The 20134-nt window shown below is 31.3% G+C and carries 15 protein-coding genes; 2 read left to right on the forward strand and 13 right to left on the reverse strand.

Annotation, left to right across the window (positions count from 1 at the left end):
* Positions 1-11 precede the first annotated feature (11 nt).
* From GCL57_RS12475 to GCL57_RS12515, 9 genes are read right to left on the reverse strand one after another with little or no spacing between them, the layout of a single operon-like run.
* Complete coding sequence (locus GCL57_RS12475; RefSeq protein ID WP_152213685.1) at positions 12-3557, reverse strand: ATP-binding protein; 3546 nt, start codon at positions 3555-3557, stop codon at positions 12-14.
* A 12-nt stretch (positions 3558-3569) separates the two neighbouring features.
* Positions 3570-4847 (reverse strand): exonuclease subunit SbcD, encoded by a 1278-nt coding sequence (sbcD, locus tag GCL57_RS12480; protein ID WP_152213686.1) that lies wholly within the window; start codon positions 4845-4847, stop codon positions 3570-3572.
* Positions 4848-4883: 36 nt separating this feature from the next.
* Positions 4884-5636: an outer membrane protein assembly factor BamD gene (gene bamD, locus GCL57_RS12485; RefSeq protein ID WP_152213687.1), complete on the reverse strand. Its 753-nt coding sequence runs from the start codon at positions 5634-5636 to the stop codon at positions 4884-4886.
* Positions 5637-5678: 42 nt separating this feature from the next.
* Entirely contained in the window at positions 5679-6089 is a 411-nt protein-coding gene (gene mce, locus GCL57_RS12490; RefSeq protein WP_211363261.1) for a methylmalonyl-CoA epimerase, read from the reverse strand.
* 2 nt (positions 6090-6091) lie between these two features.
* Positions 6092-7108, reverse strand: coding sequence for a methylmalonyl Co-A mutase-associated GTPase MeaB (gene meaB / locus GCL57_RS12495; RefSeq protein ID WP_152213688.1), 1017 nt, complete (start codon positions 7106-7108; stop codon positions 6092-6094).
* A gap of 9 nt (positions 7109-7117) precedes the next feature.
* Positions 7118-7675 carry an acyl-CoA carboxylase biotin carboxyl carrier protein subunit gene (locus tag GCL57_RS12500; protein WP_152213689.1) on the reverse strand — a complete coding sequence of 186 codons (558 nt, stop codon included), beginning with the start codon at positions 7673-7675 and terminating at the stop codon, positions 7118-7120.
* Positions 7676-7689: 14 nt separating this feature from the next.
* Positions 7690-9234, reverse strand: a complete 1545-nt coding sequence (gene accC, locus GCL57_RS12505; protein WP_152213690.1) for an acetyl-CoA carboxylase biotin carboxylase subunit — start codon at positions 9232-9234, stop codon at positions 7690-7692.
* 46 nt (positions 9235-9280) lie between these two features.
* Complete coding sequence (locus GCL57_RS12510) at positions 9281-10837, reverse strand: acyl-CoA carboxylase subunit beta (protein ID WP_152213691.1); 1557 nt, start codon at positions 10835-10837, stop codon at positions 9281-9283.
* Positions 10838-10841: 4 nt separating this feature from the next.
* Positions 10842-11243, reverse strand: a complete 402-nt coding sequence (locus GCL57_RS12515; protein WP_152213780.1) for a cobalamin B12-binding domain-containing protein — start codon at positions 11241-11243, stop codon at positions 10842-10844.
* A 253-nt stretch (positions 11244-11496) separates the two neighbouring features.
* On the opposite strand from GCL57_RS12515, the gene udk reads away from it, so the two are divergent.
* Together udk and GCL57_RS12525 are read left to right on the forward strand one after the other, a co-directional pair.
* Complete coding sequence (udk, locus tag GCL57_RS12520; RefSeq protein WP_152213692.1) at positions 11497-12207, forward strand: uridine kinase; 711 nt, start codon at positions 11497-11499, stop codon at positions 12205-12207.
* An 886-nt stretch (positions 12208-13093) separates the two neighbouring features.
* Positions 13094-13639: a hypothetical protein gene (locus tag GCL57_RS12525; RefSeq protein WP_152213693.1), complete on the forward strand. Its 546-nt coding sequence runs from the start codon at positions 13094-13096 to the stop codon at positions 13637-13639.
* Positions 13640-13681: 42 nt separating this feature from the next.
* Here the strand turns inward: GCL57_RS12525 and GCL57_RS12530 are convergent, their stop codons facing one another.
* The 4 genes from GCL57_RS12530 to GCL57_RS12545 form a co-directional block, all read right to left on the reverse strand.
* Positions 13682-15250 carry an ATP-binding protein gene (locus GCL57_RS12530; RefSeq protein WP_161597749.1) on the reverse strand — a complete coding sequence of 523 codons (1569 nt, stop codon included), beginning with the start codon at positions 15248-15250 and terminating at the stop codon, positions 13682-13684.
* A 182-nt stretch (positions 15251-15432) separates the two neighbouring features.
* On the reverse strand, positions 15433-17022 hold the full coding sequence (locus GCL57_RS12535) for an ABC transporter substrate-binding protein (protein ID WP_152213695.1): 1590 nt from the start codon (positions 17020-17022) through the stop codon (positions 15433-15435).
* Positions 17015-18616, reverse strand: a complete 1602-nt coding sequence (locus GCL57_RS12540) for an ABC transporter substrate-binding protein (RefSeq protein WP_152213696.1) — start codon at positions 18614-18616, stop codon at positions 17015-17017. Before GCL57_RS12540 ends, GCL57_RS12535 begins: the two co-directional genes overlap by 8 nt.
* A 254-nt stretch (positions 18617-18870) precedes the next feature.
* A complete protein-coding gene (locus GCL57_RS12545; protein WP_152213697.1) occupies positions 18871-20088 on the reverse strand; it encodes an FAD-dependent oxidoreductase in 1218 nt (405 codons plus the stop codon).
* Between the last annotated feature and the right edge of the window lie 46 nt (positions 20089-20134).

Consider the following 20134-nt stretch of genomic DNA (forward strand, 5'->3'; position numbering starts at 1 on the left):
TCCTATTCTTTTTACAGTTCAATTCTCAATGAAGACTGCCCATTTCCTTGCTTTTCAACGATAATCCGAGAGGCGATAGATTCTTTCAGAGCTTCAACATGACTGATAATTCCAACTTGTGTACCATTTGTGTGCAATGACTCAAGAGCACTCATTGTAATTTGTAACGTTGCTGGATCGAGGGTACCAAAACCTTCGTCGAGTAAGATAGTTTCTACAGGCATTTTAACCGAGCGATAATCCGCAAGAGCAAGTGCAAGAGCAAGTGACACTAAAAAAATTTCTCCACCTGACAATGTTTTAAAGGATCGTATTTCTTCTGCATGATAGCTGTCTTTGATTGCAAATGCGAGGCGAGGGGATCCATTGATATCCTGAGCAGGTGCTAAAGAATATCTTTTTTCAAAGCGTGCCAGATGAATATTTGCTTTTGCAATAAGCTCTTCTAAATTTAGTATTTGGGCAAATTTTTTAAATTGATTGCCCTCTCCCACCCCAATAAGTTGATGAAGCTTTAGCCAAGTTGAATATTCATGTTGAATTTTTTCAAGTTCACTTTGTATTTTTAAATTTCTTTTTTTATTTTCATCGTTATTTATTAATTTTGCATAAATTTCATTGTTTTCTTTATATCTAATTGCGAGAAAATTCTCAGTTTTTTCTATTTCACTTATGAGATCAGTTTGAGTTTGCTCAGAAATAAAAACGGGTTTGATAGATATATGCTCTTTGATATCATTTTCTCGTTGTAGTTTTATTTCTGAAAATGATATTATATTTTTTTCAAAACTATTTAATAAGTTATTAAATAAGATATATTGTTCATTAGATAATTGGAAAGACAAGATGTCTTCTTCTCTTTCCATATTTAATTCATGCAATTCAAAATTAATTTGTTTTTCTAAATTTTCATTTTCAAAAGTCAAGTTTTTAAAATTACACCCCATATTATCAGATAAATAATTTAAATAAGTAACTTTTTTATTAAGCTCAATGGATGTGTTTTCATATGTTTTTAAAATCCTTTCTGTTTCCTCTAGTTTTTTTATTAAACTAGATTCATAATTATCAGGATCTTCGCCATTTAAGTGATTATTTATTTCAACTTTACAATTGGTGAGTAAGATATTAGAATGAGAAAGGTCTTTTTCTGCATTTTTAATGTTTTCACTAATACCTTCTATTTCAACTGAAAGTCTAATTATTTCATTGTTATTTACTTCTATTTTCTCTTCAATCTTTTTAAGACTTTCAAGAGTGTTATTAGTTTCAGATACTGATCTGTAATTTTGAACTAAATTTATGTTTCTATTGATGAAAGAATCGACATGAAAATCTTTGCATTTATTTTGAATAATTCTTTTTAACTCTTCGCTTTTGGAAATATATATTTGTTTTTTATCTTTTTTTTCTGTATAATTTTCTTTTAATATATTGTATTTTTCATAACATTGCATCAAATGTGAATTTTTAAGATCTATTTCTTTACATTTATCACTATAGATATTTTCATAATTTTTTAATTCTTCTAGTAGATTCTTTTCTTTAAAATCTTTCATATCTAAAAATTTTGATATTTGAGATTTAATCTCTTGTTCTTGTTTGAGAATTTGTTCATTTATAGCATTGAGTTCAGATTCTATTTTCTTTATGCTGAGTTCAATTGAGCTTTTTGTAGCTTCTGAAAATTTTATTTTTGAATGTAACTCTAAATATTTTTTTTCACAATCTACTTTTAATAATGAAAGAGAGTTGTGCTTTTCTAAGACAGCTTGATCAACCGCCAAAAAAGTTTGATTTAGAAAATATGGATGTTCTTGACTGCCACATAATGGACAATCTTCTCCATTATTGAGATGATATCTTTTTTTTGCAATTTCCATTGCCCAAGATAAATTAGATATTTCATCTTTTAACTTTTCAAGTTGTATTTGATTATCATGTAAAATATCTTTATATATTAAAATATTATTGTTTTCAATAGTGTGCTTTTCATTTAAAGAGTTTAGCTCAATTAAAATCTCTTGCTTTTTTAATATTTTTTCTTCATAAATCTGTTGCTTCCAAATAAGTTGAGTGATTGATTTTAGAACATCATTTATATGGTTTTTTTCAAGTTCGTATGATGAGATTTTCTCATTCGGATGAGCATAAGGTTTTATGAGTTCAAATATTTCAAGTTTTGCATTTTCAAAATCTTTTACGATAAATTCAAATTCATTTTCAGAGTTTATATATTCTGAATGATAAAACAAAAGTTCATTTTTGAGTGAGTCTAACAGCACTTCTTTTTCGCTTGTAGCAAATTGCTTATTCTGCTGTAAGTGGGTTAAAGCAATTTGCTTGATTTTTAGTTGATTAAATGAATGAGAAAGTATTTCTTTTTTAAAAAGAATATCATTTAATAGTCTATTTCTTTCTTGTTGTAAAGAACGGGCATTGTTAATCTCATTTTTTTTCGTTGAATAAAAAGCTTTTTTTGTAATTAAATCTTCTTTACACCTTACTAACTGATTATTTAATATTTTGTTTTCGTCATTTAATTTAGTAAGATTTACTTTGTTATCAAAAATGTTTTGCTTGATTTCTAAAATATTTTTTTGAACAGTTTTTTTACTTAAAATAAATTCAATTGCTCTCTGAGCTTTTTTATAGTTATTTAATTTATCAAAATTAAATTGATGTTTATTTATTTCAAGAATAAGATTGGTGTATTTTTCATTTGCTTCAAAATATTTTCTCTCTAGTTCTTCTTTTTTTTCAAACCACATTAAACTTTGATGAATAGTTTTGAGTTTTGCTTCTGTTGATAATATTTCAATTTTATTAATATTTTTAATATTTTTTAATTGACTTTCTTGCTCTTGTGTTAAGAGTAGCACTCCATTTAAGCTTGCAGATATGGATTTTAATTTTTCTTCCAAATCTTTTTTCTTATCAGAAGCTTTTTTACCAATTTCTTTATAAATTTCAGTGTTGGTTAAGCGCTCTAATATTTCAGCACGTTCATCTTCATTTGCTTTTAAAAATGCAGCAAACTCTCCTTGAGCAAGTAAAACCATTCTTTTAAAGTCGTTGACGTTTAAATGTTCTAAAATCTTTTCAAAATACGGTTCGTAGAATTTTGGACGGTGATCGCTAATAATTTCAATAAATTCTTGGCTGCTCTCATCAAAATATTCTAATATTCGACGCGGATCTTTAAAGTTTCCATCTGGTTTTTTGTATGCACGTTCACATTGCCAAGTGGCTCGATATTTTTTTAAAGAGTTATTTTCCAATTTTTGAAAGGTCAATTGTGCAAAAGCGATCGCAGTCCCTCGCGACATTATTTGTCGACAATCATTTTCAATATCTTTATCCGCTTTATTTTTTGTAAGACGGGGGGTTTGTCCAAATAAGGCTAAAGTCATGGCATCCATGAGAGTGGATTTTCCAGCACCTGTTGGTCCCATAATAAGAAAAATAGGCGCACCTTGAAGATCTTTTACAAAATCAATGCTGTGTCGACCATAAAGAGAATTGAGATTTTCAAGTTCAATTTTCAATAATTTCAATATTTAATACCTTTATAGATTTTCATTGGATAATAAACTTCTAAATGCAGATAGAAGATTTTCGTCCACAGCTTGATTTTTTAACTCACATATTTTTACAAAAACCTCTTCAACCGTCAATTGTTTTAATGATTTTTCTTGAGAAAATAAATTTTTATTTTGTTTTTTATGAATTGGAGTTTGCTTTATTTGAGAAATAATAGGAATTAATTTTGAAAACTGACTTTCAATAAAATGAGATTGATTTTCATTGTTATTTGTTTGTAGTGAAAAATAGGATTCAATTTGTTTACGTATTTGATAATCAATTCCTATAGTATATGACTCGACACTAATTTGTAGACTTAGAAATGGTGGAAGTGGTGTTTCCCATTTTAAATTTTTTATTTTTGCATAGATCTCATCAATTTCACCTTTAAGTTCTACAATATTTCTGAGAATAGGGACTTTTAATTTTTCGACTTGAGGGACATTATTCGCTTTATCAATATTTATTATAAAGACGGAGCGATCTGTTTTAGATTCTTTTATTGATAGAGAAATGGGTGAGCCACTGTAATAGGCATTTGAGTTTTCAATTTTATATGAACGATGTACGTGGCCAAGAGCAATATAACAAAATCTTGAGTCAAAAATTTCTTTGGGAAGATTTCCTAGAGTGCCTATCATATGGACTTCTAGTGGGGAATCGTCTCTTTCACTTCCAGTGCAAGCCATATGTCCTGTTGCAATAAGTGGTACATTTTTATTTATCTCTTCAGCTTTATCAGCAAGTTTTTTGTAGAGTTCAGTGAATTTATTTTTGAAATCAGTTTGAATTTCTTTCTCAGATAAAAATGCAGTTCGAACTCCTAAACGGAATTCGTGAATGTAAGGGACTGCTGCAATTATTAATTCAATTTCATTATTTTTAGAATATATGGGACAAAGATATCTTTCTAAATTTTGACTATCACCCGAAAATCCGCCAACCACGAAGACATCGAGAAGTTTTAGCAATTCAGCGGGCGCATCGAGCCGTGATGGAGAATCATGGTTACCACCTAAAATAATTACTTTTTTTACTTTTGTTTTTTGAGAAACTTGAAATAAAAACTGATAATAACATTTATGTGCTTCGGAGGATGGTTGCGTTTGATCAAATATATCGCCAGCAATTAAAAGAATATCGATTTCTATTGTAATTAAAGTTTCGATGAGCCATTTTAGAAAATACTGATGATCCTCTTCTCTGCTCACTCCTTCATAGGTTGCACCTAGATGCCAATCGGATGTGTGTAAAATTTTCATATCTTTTACTCATTTTAAGCCTGGATTTTTTTACATTTAATTTTTATATTCCTGCGCTTTTTTTCTGAGATCTTCTGGAGTGGTATTTTTAAATGTAATAAACTCTTCGGATATTGGATCTTCTTCAAGTTGATCTGCGAGTTTATCATAACATTTAGATATTTTTTCAATGGCTTGTTTTTTTAGATCGGTGTATTGACCGTAGTTTTTGACCAGAGATAAATATCTCGCCAGTGATGCGGAGTACTGATCTTTCCTCCAATAAAAATTGGCGATAAAGTCTTCATGTTCTGCAATACGACGGTTTAATATTTCGATTCTTTCACGAACATCTTTTTCATATTCAGATTTTGGAAAGTTTTTGAGATAGAATAAATATTTTGCCATTGCTTTTTTGGCGTTGAGTTGCTCTTTATCAATTGCTGTTGGTGCTTGATAATCGTAAGAAACACCAATTCGATAATGCGCTAATGAAACGCTTGGATTGCTTGGGTTTTTACGTATGAAGTCTTCATATGCTGCTATACATTCTGGGTACCGATCCGATTGATAATAGGCATCGGCTTGCATAAGTTCAGCTTCAATATTAAATTTTGAATAAGGATAACGTGTTTTATACTCATCAACGTTGTTAATTACTTCACTCCAAGACTTGTCATTATACTCTACACGTATGAGAGTAATCCCATCATCTTGAGACATTTCGCCAATAGGTATGGTTTGGCATGAATTTAACATTATTAACGAACTGCTCAATGTAATAATGGATATAAATGTACTGATTTTCATCTTGAGTTCTTTTCTTTTAAAAGCAATAAGCTGAGCTTGTTATTATTTGTTTTGTTCTTCAACAAGTTCCACGAGCACTCCCCCCGTTGAATGTGGGTGAATAAATATGATGCGTGTATTGTGAGCACCATATCGTGGAGCTTCATCAATAAGCCTAATATTGTTTTTTTTCAAATGCTGAATCCATTCATCTAAATTATCAACTTCGAGAGCGATGTGCTGTACACCAGATCCCTTTGTTTCTAGGAATTTAGCTATAGGACTTTCACTTGAAGTGGCTTCAAGTATTTCGAGCCTTGAATTTTCGGTGCGAATAAATTGCACTGCAACCTTTTGCTCATCAACGATTTCTGAACCTTCTTTTTCTAAATTTAAAACTCCATGAAAAAACTTAACTGCTTTTTCGACATCCTTAGGGACTATTCCAAGATGACTTATGCGTTTAACTATCATATTTATCCTTTATTTTTTTGAATATATTTTGAATAAATGAGTTGTGCTAATGCCATGGCTGTAGTTTTTCCATGGGCTAAATCTTCAATTTCAGAATCAGGAATTTTATCAGTTTCAGTTTTAAAATCTAATTCGGTCATAATTAAAATATTTTGTAAAACTTCTCTTCTTAATCTTTCATTGCGGTTTTTTCTCCCAATATTTTGCTTTATTTCATATTCGGAGTGTAAGAAAATACTATTAATAATTTCTTCTATTCCTTCCTTATTAGTTGCAGAGGTTTTTAAAACGGGCGGACACCAATCATCTTTATTGGGCGGCATTGTGTTTTCTTTAATCTCTTGCATCATTCTTGAAGGATCAGATAAATCACACTTATTTATGATATAAATATTTGCTAATTGTAAAATTCCGGCTTTCATAAGTTGGATTTCATCACCACTGTTTGGCATGAGAACGAGGGCCGTGGTATCAGCAATATTAATTATATCACTTTCGCTTTGTCCAATTCCAACAGTTTCAACTAAAATAAAATCAAATTCTAAGAGGGTTGCAAGTCGAATTGCGCTTCGAGTTGCTTTTGCAACTCCTCCAAGAGCACCTCGGGAGCCCATGGAACGAATAAACACTTTTGAATCACAAAAATGATCTTGCATGCGTATGCGATCTCCTAAAATAGCACCTCCTGTAAGGCTTGAGGAAGGATCAACGGCCAGAACGGCTACGCTTTTATTGCGAGATCGCAATTCTTTAATAAGTAAATTTGTAAGTGTAGATTTACCTGCTCCAGGGAGTCCCGTGATCCCGATGACACGTGTTTTAATTGATTTATTATCTGTGCGAATTATACCTGCATGTGAAAGTAATTTTGGCGCAAGTAAGGAGTCATTTTCGACAAAGGTTATTGCTTTGCTCAAAGCTCGAATTTGTGAACGCCACAATTCAACGTTAGGTAAGGTTTTTTTGCCAATGAGAAGTTCGACAAGAGAGTTCAATTCAATAGAATGCTTTATCTTCATTTTTTAACCTTACTGTGCGGGAATGAGACTCAAAAGCATGTCACCAGCACTGACATTATTTCCGGCATTTACACTTAAGTTTGTTACTTTACCGTCACATTCTGCAAAAATTCTATTTTCCATTTTCATAGCTTCAATGATGATCAGAGTATCACCTTCTTTTACAAGAGAATTATTTTCAATGAGTATTGAAACAATTTTACCTGTCATGGGTGATTTTATTTCACCACCGCCTAAAATGGCAGGAGATATTCTTGGAGTGACTGAACGTAAAGCTGTTACATGAAAATAGTTTTGAGTCAAAATGCCATTGTTTTTTATAGCAATTCTATAAATATCATTTCTCTTTTTGGCTTTGATTTTTTCAACTCGAACTATTTTATTATCTATTAAATAACTTCTGCCATCTGCAAGTAAACAGACCGAATAATTTTTTGGGTTGTCATTTTCCTCTGATAAAGTAACTGAAAAAAAATCTCCATTTGCCAGATGAGTTAAATCAGTAGTGCAGGGAATTTCTACTTGAAAATTTTTTGAATCACTGTTTTTTTGCACATTCATTTTCATAAGATGAACTCCATTTATCTTCGAGTGCTTTCAATGCGAAAAGCTGATTTCCAAGGGTCCTGTTTTTCAATAAGCGTCTGTGAACGAACTTCTCCATGAGTTTTATTTTCTATAATTTTTATTGCAATAGCACAGGCTTCATGAGCTGTAATATCTTCTCTATTTTTTTCAATTTCATCTAGTAAATGACTATTTTCTTCAACAAATTTTGTTGTGTAGTTTCCTTCGCGGAAATGACTATTTTCTAAAAGTGCTTGATGATATGGAATTGTTGTCTGGATTCCCTCAATATGAAATTCATTTAATGCTCTATTTAATTTATTGATAGCGTCTATTCGTGACGTTCCATGAATAATTAATTTTGCGATCATGGAATCATAATATTCTGGTATTTTATACCCTGAGTAAATATGGGAATCGACTCTCACACCTGGACCCGCAGGAAATTCAACTTCTTCAATAACACCAGGGTCAGGTCTAAAATTATTATATGGATCCTCAGAATTGATTCTTGCTTCAAAAGACCAACCACGTATAGAAAGATCTTTTTGTTCAAATGGAATTTTTTCACCCATGGCAATTTTTAATTGCATCTGCAATAAGTCGACGCCTGTAATCATTTCGGTTACAGGATGTTCAACTTGTATTCGTGTATTCATTTCCATAAAATAAAATTTTGTTGGTGATTCTAAAATAAATTCGACTGTTCCAGCATTTACATATCCAACACTTTTTGCAGCTCTAACAGCTATTTCACCCATCTTTTTACGGGTCTCTTCATTTATATAACTTGATGGTGCTTCTTCAATCAGTTTTTGATGTCTTCTTTGAATTGTACAATCTCTTTCAAATAAATGAACTGTATTCCCATGACTGTCCGCGAGAATTTGAAATTCAATATGGCGAGGGTTTTCAATATATTTTTCACAGAAAATATTTGAATTTCCAAAGTAATTGAGAGCCTCTTTTTGACATAGAATAAAAGATTGACTGAGTTCATCATCGGAGCGCACTACGCGCATTCCTCTTCCTCCCCCACCTGCAGCTGCTTTTAATATGAGTGGATAGCCAATTTTTTTAGCCGTATCTTTTAATTCTTTTATATCTTTTAAAGGTTCATTTTTTCCAGGACAACATGGTACGCCTGCTTCTATTACCTTAGTTTTTGCAACAGTTTTATCGCCCATTGTATGAATTGCATATGGAGAAGGACCGATCCATATGAGTCCTGAAGCAATAACAGCATTGGCAAAATCAGCATTTTCTGAAAGAAAACCAAATCCAGGATGAATGGCTTCCGCACCTAATTCTTTCGCAGCTTTTAGAATGTTATCAATGTTTAAATAACTTTCATTACTTGGGCCATTGCCAATACAATAAGCCTCATCAGCAAGAGCAACATGTCGTGAATTTAAATCTGCAGAAGAATAAACTGCAAGAGGGCTTAAATTTATATCTCGACAAGCTCTAATAATTCGAACTGCGATCTCTCCTCTGTTAGCAATAAGAACTTTTTTAAATGGCTTATGGGCAAGATCAAAATTTTTTTTCTGATTCATTATTAATTCCTTAAATAAAAATATCGAAAATGAATGATAGCAAAAATTAGAGAGGAATATTCCCATGCTTTCTTTTTGGTAAAACTTTTCGCTTATTTTTATTTATGTAAAGTGCATTAATAAGGAATTTTCGAGTGAGTTTTGGTTCTATCACATCATCTAAAAACCCTTTTTGAGCAGTTACATATGGGTTTGCAAATGTGTCTTTATAATTTTGAATGAGTTCTTTTCTTTTTTCTTCGGGATTGTTTGCCTTCGCAATATCATTTTTAAAAATAATGTTGCATGCCCCTTCGGGACCCATAACGGCAATTTCAGCAGTTGGCCAAGCGATATTGTAATCAGCTCCTATGTGTTTTGAGTTCATAACATCATAGGCTCCTCCATACGCTTTTCTTGTTATCACGGTAAAACGTGGAACAGAAGCTTCGCTAAAAGCATAAAGTAACTTTGCTCCATGTTTTATAATTCCTCTCCATTCTTGATCCGTTCCAGGCAAGAACCCCGGCACATCTGTAAAGACAATGAGTGGAATATTAAATGCATCGCAAAATCGAACAAAGCGAGCAGCCTTTATACTTGCATTTATATCAAGTACACCAGCTAAATTCATGGGATCATTTGCAACAATACCAATTGAATTTCCGTTGAGACGGGCAAAGCCAATGATCATATTTTTTGCAAAAGAAGTTTGTAACTCTAAAAATGAGTCAAGATCACATACTCTTTTAATGACATCACGCATATTATAAGGTTGATTAGGATTGTCTGGAATAATTGCATTCAGTTCCGCATCAGCTCTATCTGCAGGGTCGGTACATGGAATTATTGGGGGATTTTCTAAATTATTTTGAGGAATATAGCTTAATAGTTTTTTTATAAATGAGATGGTTTGGTATTCATCTATACAAGATGCATCTGCAACACCACTTTTGCTGTAGTGTGTGTCAGCTCCTCCAAGAGTTTCAAAATCAACATCTTCTCCTGTTACGGTTTTTATAACATCTGGCCCTGTTATAAACATATGTGAAGTTGCTTGTGTCATTATAATAAAGTCAGTTATAGCTGGCGAATAAACAGCTCCTCCAGCACATGGACCAAGAATGGCACTTATTTGAGGAATAACACCGCTCGCAAGTGTGTTGCGATAAAAAATGTCTGCATAGCCCCCAAGACTCGCTACACCCTCTTGAATACGAGCGCCTCCACTGTCATTTAAACCAATCATGGGTGTTCCGTTTTGAGTGGCAAGCTCCATGACTTGGCAAATCTTTTTAGCGTGCATTTCTCCTAAAGATCCACCTAAAACAGTAAAATCTTGAGCAAAAACATAGACAGGGCGGCCTCCAATTGTTCCATATCCTGTAACCACTCCATCCCCTAAAAATTTTTGCTTTTCTAAACCAAATTGATCACAATTGTGGGTGACAAATGCACCAATTTCTACAAACGAGCTTGGATCAAGGAGTTCGTGTATCCGTTCTCTTGCAGTCATTTTTCCTTTTTCATGTTGAGCATCGATTCTTTTTGAACCACCTCCAGCAAATGTTTTGACGCGTTCTTCTCTTAATTTTTGTATTGTTTTTTCGGTAGAAAGAGTCATTGTATTATCCTTCAAGTATTTTTTTAATTTCTATGATGACATCTTGAACGCTTGTGCCAGGGGTGAATATTGCTTTTACACCAAGAGACTTTAGGTAAGGAATGTCAGGATCAGGAATAACCCCACCTCCAAATACGGGAATATCTTCTCCACCATTTATTTTTAGGGCTTCAAGCAGTTTTGGAAAGAGTGTATTATGCGCCCCGGATAGGAGAGAAAGACCTACAAGATCAACATCTTCTTGAACAGCAGTCGAAGCAACATCTTCTGGGGATTGACGAATCCCTGTGTAAATAACTTCCATACCTGCATCACGAAGAGCACGGGCAATGTATTTGGCGCCTCTATCATGGCCATCAAGTCCGCATTTTGCTATGAGAATGCGGGGAATTTTAGAAAAAGAAATCCCTCCCAATATATGAGATCCCGAATTATTTTCATTACTTGCACAAATTGTAAGAGAAAATTTTGCTATTGAGCAGAGGATTGATTTCATAAATAAAAGATCCCTGTATTAAGTAACTATAAAAGCTGAGTACATGGGTAAGTGTAGTTATTGATTTGATTTTTGCAACATTTTAGAAAGGTCTCTTGCATTTGTTTGCATTTGAGGCTAAGAATCTGCTGTTTTGGAAAATATTTACAAAGGAAGTTGAATTATGTGGCAAAAACACGCATACAAACTGCATTCACTGGAGCATAAAGTGCGTGAAGCTAAGGGAATTTCGCATACAGGGGAAAGTGGTATTTCTCAACCCTATGTAATTGGAGTTTGTGGTGGTTCGGGAAGTGGTAAAACAACTTTTTGTCGGCAGCTTGTTAATTTTTTAGGTAAAGATCATGTATTACATATAAGTCAAGATGCTTATTATAAAGATTTAACCCATCTTTCTTTTGAGCAACGCCAACATGTTAATTTTGATCATCCAGATATTATCGAATTTTCTTTATTGGTTTCACATTTAGATGAGCTTGCAATTGGAAAGTGCGTTACATTACCTATGTATGATTTCGCAAAGCATTGTCGATTGATTGGAAGTCAAATTATCACACCAAAGCCAATTGTATTAGTAGAAGGTGTGTTACTTTTTAATGACTCAGATACCGAAAAAAGAATCAACCATAAAATATTTATTGATGCACCTGAGCAAGTTAGGTTTGAAAGACGTTTAAAAAGAGATGTGCGAGAGAGGGGAAGAACTCCTGAGTCTGTTCAAAATCAATTTAAAGCAACTGTGAGTCCCATGCATAATATTTACGTTGAACCTGGAAAAGACAAAGCTGATTTGATTGTCTCAGGAGAGCATTCTTTCGAACCAGTTATTGCGGAACTTTCTCTTAAAGTTTTAAGAGAGATATGGGCTAATTAAAGTTTATTTAAATTGAAAATGGCAGTCGCCTATTTTTTTCTCTTTTTATAGATCTGTATATTTTTAGTACTTGTTTTTTCTCTTTAAAGCACTCTTGACTCGAATAATGTGATTGAAAAAAATATTCGTGTCTAAAGTAGTTGTAAAAATAATTGAGTTCACAGTCAGATAAACTCTTTAACGAGCAGGTTGGATCTGCATATATCTTATTGAGCAAGGCTTCCATTTAATTTCTCCTAATTTTAATAAATAAACTACAAATATATGTTATAAATAAGAAATTTATTTTATTTTTGAGTATTAATTTTTTTAATTATATGTAAAAAAATTAATAAGAGATACTAATTGTAAAATAATATATTAATATTTAATTTGTTTATTCCTTTATTTTAAAATGCAACTGCATAACTAATTCGTTAGCTATTACCTACCCACGATTTATAAGTTACAATTGAGATAAAGTGCAAGGATTTGAGATCTTAAATCTTTATTAGAAGACAAATTTGTCTTTGAAAGGTTATTGGGGCTCTGAAAATAAAAAATGAGTTAATATTTTATTAAATATTTAAATTAATTTTACTGAGTGAATAAAAGTATTAAAACTATGCAAAGATTATCAATTTATAAAAACTTAAATAAAAAGGAGGTTAAAAATTTTTAGTTGAAAATGATCATTTTTTGATCATTTTTTTGAATCTATTAATTATTTGATATCTAATTTAAAGCAGTTATGACTTGCTGAGTTGAAATAAAAGGTGATAAATATTTGTCATTTTAAAGAAAATATGCTTTAATCTCGACAAGAAAAATTTGGTTTTTTCTTGTCTCACAATCGCATCTTAAATTGTGTTTTCAAAATGCTATTTTCAATAAAAATGAGTTTAAAATGGAACTAATTGTCGCTAACAATATTGTACATAAATTAAACCAAATGCTCCTTGTTATATCTGGTAATTCTGAAAACCAATTGAAGTTAAAATCACTTAAAGAGTCAAGTGCACATGTAGAATATTTTTTAACTTTTACGCACGATGCTCGAGAAGAAATGGCTCAATATCTTGGCATCAGCTTAAAAACTTTACATAGAATTTATGAGAATCCTATTAAAATTCTCGATGATTATGCTTTAGTGACCAAGATAAGTGAATACTTTGGTGTGACGTATCCAGATCTTATTCAATCCCTTTTTATAACGTCCTCTCAAGACTTACAGCTAAATGTAAATACCTCCGAATTTTTGAAAGAAATTATCTTAATTGATAAAGAATTATCAATAGAAGCTCGCAGGGAGCTCGTGCGGATATTGGTTCTAATCCGTAAGTTGAAAATACCAATTGAAAATTTTTCTATAGTTGCTCGAAAAATGATCTATAAAAAATGTTTTTTTGGTGAAAATTTTAATCGGGTGAAAACTTTAATTGATAATATTTAGTTCATAAAATTGAATAATTAATTATTAAATAAGTAAAATTAACTATTTATTTTGTTCGCTGAACATTGAATTTAATTCAAAATATGAAATATGCTTTTTTTGAAAAAATAGATCAATTTTTTCTCTCATAACAAACGGAATATTTTCTTGTATTTTTTCATTAAAACCTGTACATAAAATGAGCTTTCCAGTAAACTTTTCTTCTTCATTTTCAATTCCACCAATTAAATTGGAATTTATAAAATTAATGCCGTTGCCAAAGTCAAAGTCAGAAATAATTGCTTTGATTTTAGAAAGAAATGGGCGTTCACTCATTTTCTCCTCATCAATAAAGTAGAAAAATTCATTTGGTGTTTTAAAGAAGAAAATTTTTGCATCTGACATTCTTTTTTCCCACCCTCGCCAAATCATCTCATTGTCCTCTAGGACCACCACCCAAGGTAGGTTTTCTGAAGACAAACTTTTTTCAATAGGTATTTCTTTTTCAAACATGCAGTGGATGGTCAATGATTTTGAAATCACAAATTTTTGATCAGAGGCACCTAATTCAAAAATGAAACATGTGTTTTCTTGTTTTGATAATACTAGGTCACTGCCAGATTTTTTTAAAATCTCTTTTAAATTTTTAAGGCCAATGCCATGACCTTCTTTTTTAGTGGAGTATCCTTGAAAGATCTTTTCCCTATCTTTTTTCTCGATCAATTTTCCATCATTTTTAATTTTAAAAATAATTTTTTTATAATTTCCAAAAGAATTATGTTGTTTAATGTCGACATGGATTTTGTGAGTCTTAAGGCTTTCATGTGTGGCATTTTTAAGTATTGTGTTAAACACTAAGTAAAGTGTGGTCTTGTCAAATTTAAGTTTGTTTTTTAAAGAAAGAGTGCAGGTGAGCTTAATTTTATCATTGCCAATGCCATTCCAAACATCTTGCAGAACATCCAGTGGATTTAAATTTTCAATGAGAACTGATTTTAAAGTAATTTGCGCTACTTTATTATGATGCATGACAGCTTGAATTGTTGTGTCAAAATCAGAAGGATATTTTAAAATATTTTCTTGATTTATAAGTTCATGTTCTATCATGTTTTTTACGTTTTCAAGAGTTTGTGATGCAATGTCTCTGGCTGTATTCACCTCTATTCTTCTTTTAAAAAGATATATTGGAAAAGGTAAAACTGCTAATAAAATAAGATAAATATAGAAGTTTAGAATGAAAAAAGCTTGTAAAAATGAGCTATCTTGTTTAATAAAACTAAAATCAAGAGTCTTTTTATAAAATTTTAAGGTGTATTTTTTCTTTTTACTGACTTTATCAGAGTTTATTTTATATGAATAGATAGGAAACTCTACTGAAATAATAAGAAAATCATTGTAAATAATCACTGTTGGATATTTTTTTTGGAAGCCAAAGTTAAAAGTGAATTTAACACTTTCATATAATGAAGAGGTATTTGTGTGCCAAAGCGGAAAATCTCTTGCAATACAGGGGCTGCACTCCCATATTTCTGCCGCAAAATATTTACTTTTCTCTACTCGCTCATAAACATTTATTGAAGAAGCCACTTCAACTAAGCGCTTATAAGCCTCGAGTGAATAATTATTTTGCATTAAATATTCAGTATACCCATATGTAGAGAGATAGTAATCTTTCAATTGCAGCGATGTAAAAGCTATATTCATTAAAACAATGAGTATCGATAATATGAATGATGGAATATAAATGTATATAATATATAAAATATTAAATTTCATAGAATATGTTATTACCTTATTTTATATAACTCCACCATTTAATCATCCGTTTTTATCTCCCAAAGTAATAGTTTTGATCCATTTGGCTGCATACCAAGTGATGATATTTTTCTTGTATCATATGAAATAACCATACGGGTGTTGGCAACAATGACCATAATATTATTTTCAGTAAAGTACTCACTTAATTTTTGTGTGTTTATGGGGCCTTTGCTTAAATTTTGTGTTGATGCTTTAAAAAGCTCATTAAACTTTGGGTCGTTGGGATCTTCCCTTACGTAAATAGGGCTTTTATGAAAGAAAGCAAAATTTCGATTTGGATCGTCGCTGGCAAAGGCAAAGCCTGACCAAAATATTGAATTTTTATCATTTTCTTTAAACTCAGTGTATAAAGGATCTGTCTCTAAAAACACAAAATTAAGTCCAATGTCTCGCAATTGCTTTTTCACTTCATGCACATATTCTAAATTATTTACATCAGCCCAAAAAGTTGGAATTTCAATTGTTTTATTTTTCCATAAGTGATGGGGAACTTTATTTAATAATTCTTTTGCCAATGCTATATTTTGCTTTTGCAAAGGAGTTTTAGCTCGATACTCTTTGTACCAACTAAAATTCGGCAGCATTTGATCTTCAGCGGTCATTTCACCATGAATTGCTAATTTAGCAATTTTTTCTCTATCAAGTGCTAAAGAAATGGCTTTTCTAAAGTTAGGATTTTTGCCAAGTTCAGATTGATAGTTAAAAATAAAACCCACATTAGAACTGATGTTTGGAAAAATAATTTTTTTATCATAAGGGGAATTGCCCCGTTTGGGGCTTTCAAGGGACATTTTTATATCACCAATATCTTGATCGCTAAATATAAGTTTAAAATACCTTGGAATATTATCTTTCAAATTAGTTTTTTCTAAGGTAAATACATAGTTTTTATAATCCGCATCAATCACTTTATATTTACCAAAGCCAATAGGGTATTTTTTCCATTTTATATATTGATCATCAAACTCTTCAATGGGGACAATAGGAATACGCCCCTCAGATGCCTTTTGGAAGAAGAAGTTATTTTCTTGTTTAAAATGAAAGATAATATTATATTTATCTTTCACTTCAATTCCTGCAATAATATTTGAAGGATATTTAATGCCATTGATGGTTTTATAGTTTATTTTATTTGTTTTTGTGTTTTCAATGTCAATGAAATCATTTAATATTGAAGAAGCAAAGTCAAATTTTCTAATAAGAGGTTGTCTTAAGAAGGAAAACTCGACATCATATGCATTGACTTCTCTATTATTATGAAATTTAATTCCTTTTTTTAAAGTTGCAACACAGACTGTTGCGTCACAAAAATAATTTTTTAATAATGAGCTTTCAGCCGCTTTTTCTTCGTTACGTAAATGGCTAATATTTGTTAAAATTCCATGTACGGCAGTGCTAAAAGTTTCAGAAACATGCACTGTAATTGAGTTGTCATCCCCCCAAGGAAGTTGAGGAAATTCGGACATATTTATCGTTAAAATATCATTCTTTTTTAATTGAAATTGATTATAATTGTAGCTAAAAAAAAGAATGTTTGGTAAAGCTAATCCAATGTGCAGAAAGATAAAAATCTTGAATTTACTCATTCGTTTTTACTTTCCAAATTTCAAATCTAATTCCATTGTATTGCTCTCCAAGCGAAGCAATTCTTCTAGAGTCATACGCATATGTGACTCTTTGGTTAAATAAAATAACCATAATATTATTTTTCGTAAAATATTCACTTAGTTTTTTGGTGTCGTCTGAGTTTTTAGACGCATTCATGGCAGATTTTTGGTAAAGTCTCTCATACTCAGGATCATCAGGGTATTCATGTCCAAAAAAGGATCCTTTTCTAAAGTGGGCAAAGTTTTTATTTGGATCGTCACTGGCAAAAGAAAAGCCAGTAAACCATAATACATTTTCATCATCATCTTTAAATTTATCATAATACATTATGGTGTCTTGAAATTCTATATTCAAGCCAAGCTCAATCAACTCTGCTTTAATTTCTTGGATATAGGGCAGTGTATTAATTTCAGGAACATCTTCCCAGTAGCTAGGTATTTTGAGTAATTTATTTTTCCAAAGTGCCTGTGGAACTTTATTTAAATACTCCTTTGCTAATTTTAAATTTTGTTGTTGAATTGCTATGTCTGCACGATAATTTTTTTGCCAACCAAAATTTGGCAACATTTGATCTTCTGGAATAATTTCTTTGTGGATTCCAAATGATGCAATTTTTTCACGATCGAGAGCGAGCGAAATAGCCTTGCGAAAATTTGGATCGCGCCCAAGTTTTGTTTGGTAGTTAAAAAGAAATCCTCCATTGGAATAAATATTTGGGAAGATAATTATTTTATCATATTCTTTCATTCCCCGATATTTTCCTCCTAAAAGCATTTTAATATCACCCGTATCATTGCTGCTATAAAACAGTTTTACATTGCTCGGGATATTCTCTTTTGGATTTACTTTTTGCAGCATGAATTCAAATGTTTTTAAATTTGCATCGACAACTTTATATTTACCAAATCCGATAGGATATTTTTTCCACTTAGTATACTTATCTATCAATTCTTCAATAGGAACAATAGGTGTACGTCCTGATGATATTCTTTGGAAAAAATTTTTATTTTTCCGTTTGAGATGAAATTTTATATTATAATTATCAATTATTTCAATACTAGTTAGCAGACCCGTTGGGTAAAAAATATTGTTTTTTTCTTTTAAATTTCCAATCAATAAAGGCTTTAATATGATATGATCTATATCTGCTAAATCTTCTAAACAGGTGTATGTAAATGTCTCATCAGCTTTATTAAAAAAATTTTTTATTAAAGAAAACTCTATATCATAGGCAGTTACTTCCCTTCCGTTGTGAAAGTAAATTCCTTTCTTAACATTGGCGTAACAAGTTTTTTCAGTACAAAAATAACCACTGAGTAATGTATTTTGATTTGTTACATTTTCCATATTGAAATCGCCAAATGGAATAAGATTTCCATGGACAGCTTCGCTAAAAGTTTCTACAACATGCACAGGGGCAGAATCAACTTCCCAAGGAATAGTAGGAGCTTCAGCCATGTTTATCGAGATTGAGTTTTTACTAATTTGCGAGATATTTTTTTTTATTAGAAAAAGCACTCCAATAACGAATAAAATTGGTATTATGAAATAATATTTTTTTTTAAATATCATGTTGTTACCTTTTTTAAGAGTAGGAAATATTTTTTTTATATCAGCGTATAAGTATATTTATGCTGATATAATTATTTATATTTAACATTAAAATTTTAATTTGTAATTTTTACTAATTAAAATTTTAAATATTTTATGGTTATGGTAAAAAGTTGTATGATAATGAAAAGAAAAAAAGGCTAAAAAAAGATTAGAAATTTTTTTTATTAATAATTTTTTTCTTTTCTTCCAATTTTAAATAAAAAATCTTTAATTTAAAGATCTTCATGCTTTTTTATAAAGGCTGACTGCAGTCTTCTGGGTCTTAAACGAGGAAGTAAGTGTGAACTTTTTTCATTTAAAATAAGGTCGCAAATAATTTTTGCTGCCCACGCGCCCGCTGGAAAGCCAGTTGCCAGCCAACCTGTATTGCCAAGTACCTTTCCTAATTTACCAAATTCTCCGAGGAGGGGAAGTTCATCGCAAGGATAACAGTCGGCGAGTATTTTTTTAGTTGTTATTTTAAATTCAAATTTATTTAAAAACTCTTCACTTGATGAAAATCCGAGCTCTTTTGCAAAAATAGGAAAGATGATTTCTTTATGGAATTTTTCAATACTTTTAAAGGTTTTATCTTCTATTTTTGTTTGGGTTAAATTAATACCAGCTCCTGCTCCTGGCAGTAAAAAGCGTGGACCTGAAATTCTCAAAAATAAATTTTTATTGTTTTGAATAAAAGTTCCACAAATGTGTCCATTAGATGCTCTGAATGAGAGTGGTCTCATTGGGGGGGTATCAGAACCTCTATTTGATTCATACTCATATAAACAATCACTCATTGGAATAAGATATTTTTCAAATCTTTGAATAAGTTTCGCTATGTCAAGACCATTGGCCAGAACCACAACTTCACATTCAATTTTATTTTTATTATTAAGATCAATAAAACATTTACTTTGAGTTTCTTTAAGGCCAATTGCGCTCGATTGAATAATTTGTACTTTATTTTTTTCTAATGTCTGTATAAAATTATCTTGAAATATTTTTTTATCTTTACATAAAATAGAATTTGTTGAATCGAGATAAACTCCGTCCTCAGGGGTTTTAATGAGAGAAAATCCAAGTTTTTCTGCGACAAGCAATTCTTCTTTTTCAAAATCTTTTAAACCAATTCTGAGGCATTTGCTTTCAATCCAGTTGTTGGAATCATTGATGAGAGGTAGAAATTTATTTTTAAAAAAATGAACTCCTTGAGTGCAAAAATCATTAAGATACAGCGCCACATCATGGCCATGCGCCACATCTGCACGTGTGGGAGGATCGTTTAATGTAGGCCAGCATGCACTCAGTGAATTTAAAAAAGAATCAAGCGGTTGAGAGTGTTCTGGAGTAATAAGTCCCACGGACATGTTTTGTTCAGCTAATAAAAGTGCGGTAAAACAAGCAAAAGGTCCAGAGCCAACGATCGCAACATCAAATTGATAGTCAGACATGCCCACTCTTTCTAATTTAGGGGAGATGAGATCAGTTCATCGCTTT

Origin of the sequence: Fluviispira multicolorata (assembly GCF_009208585.1) — a bacterium.
Lineage (GTDB): Bacteria > Bdellovibrionota_B > Oligoflexia > Silvanigrellales > Silvanigrellaceae > Silvanigrella > Silvanigrella multicolorata.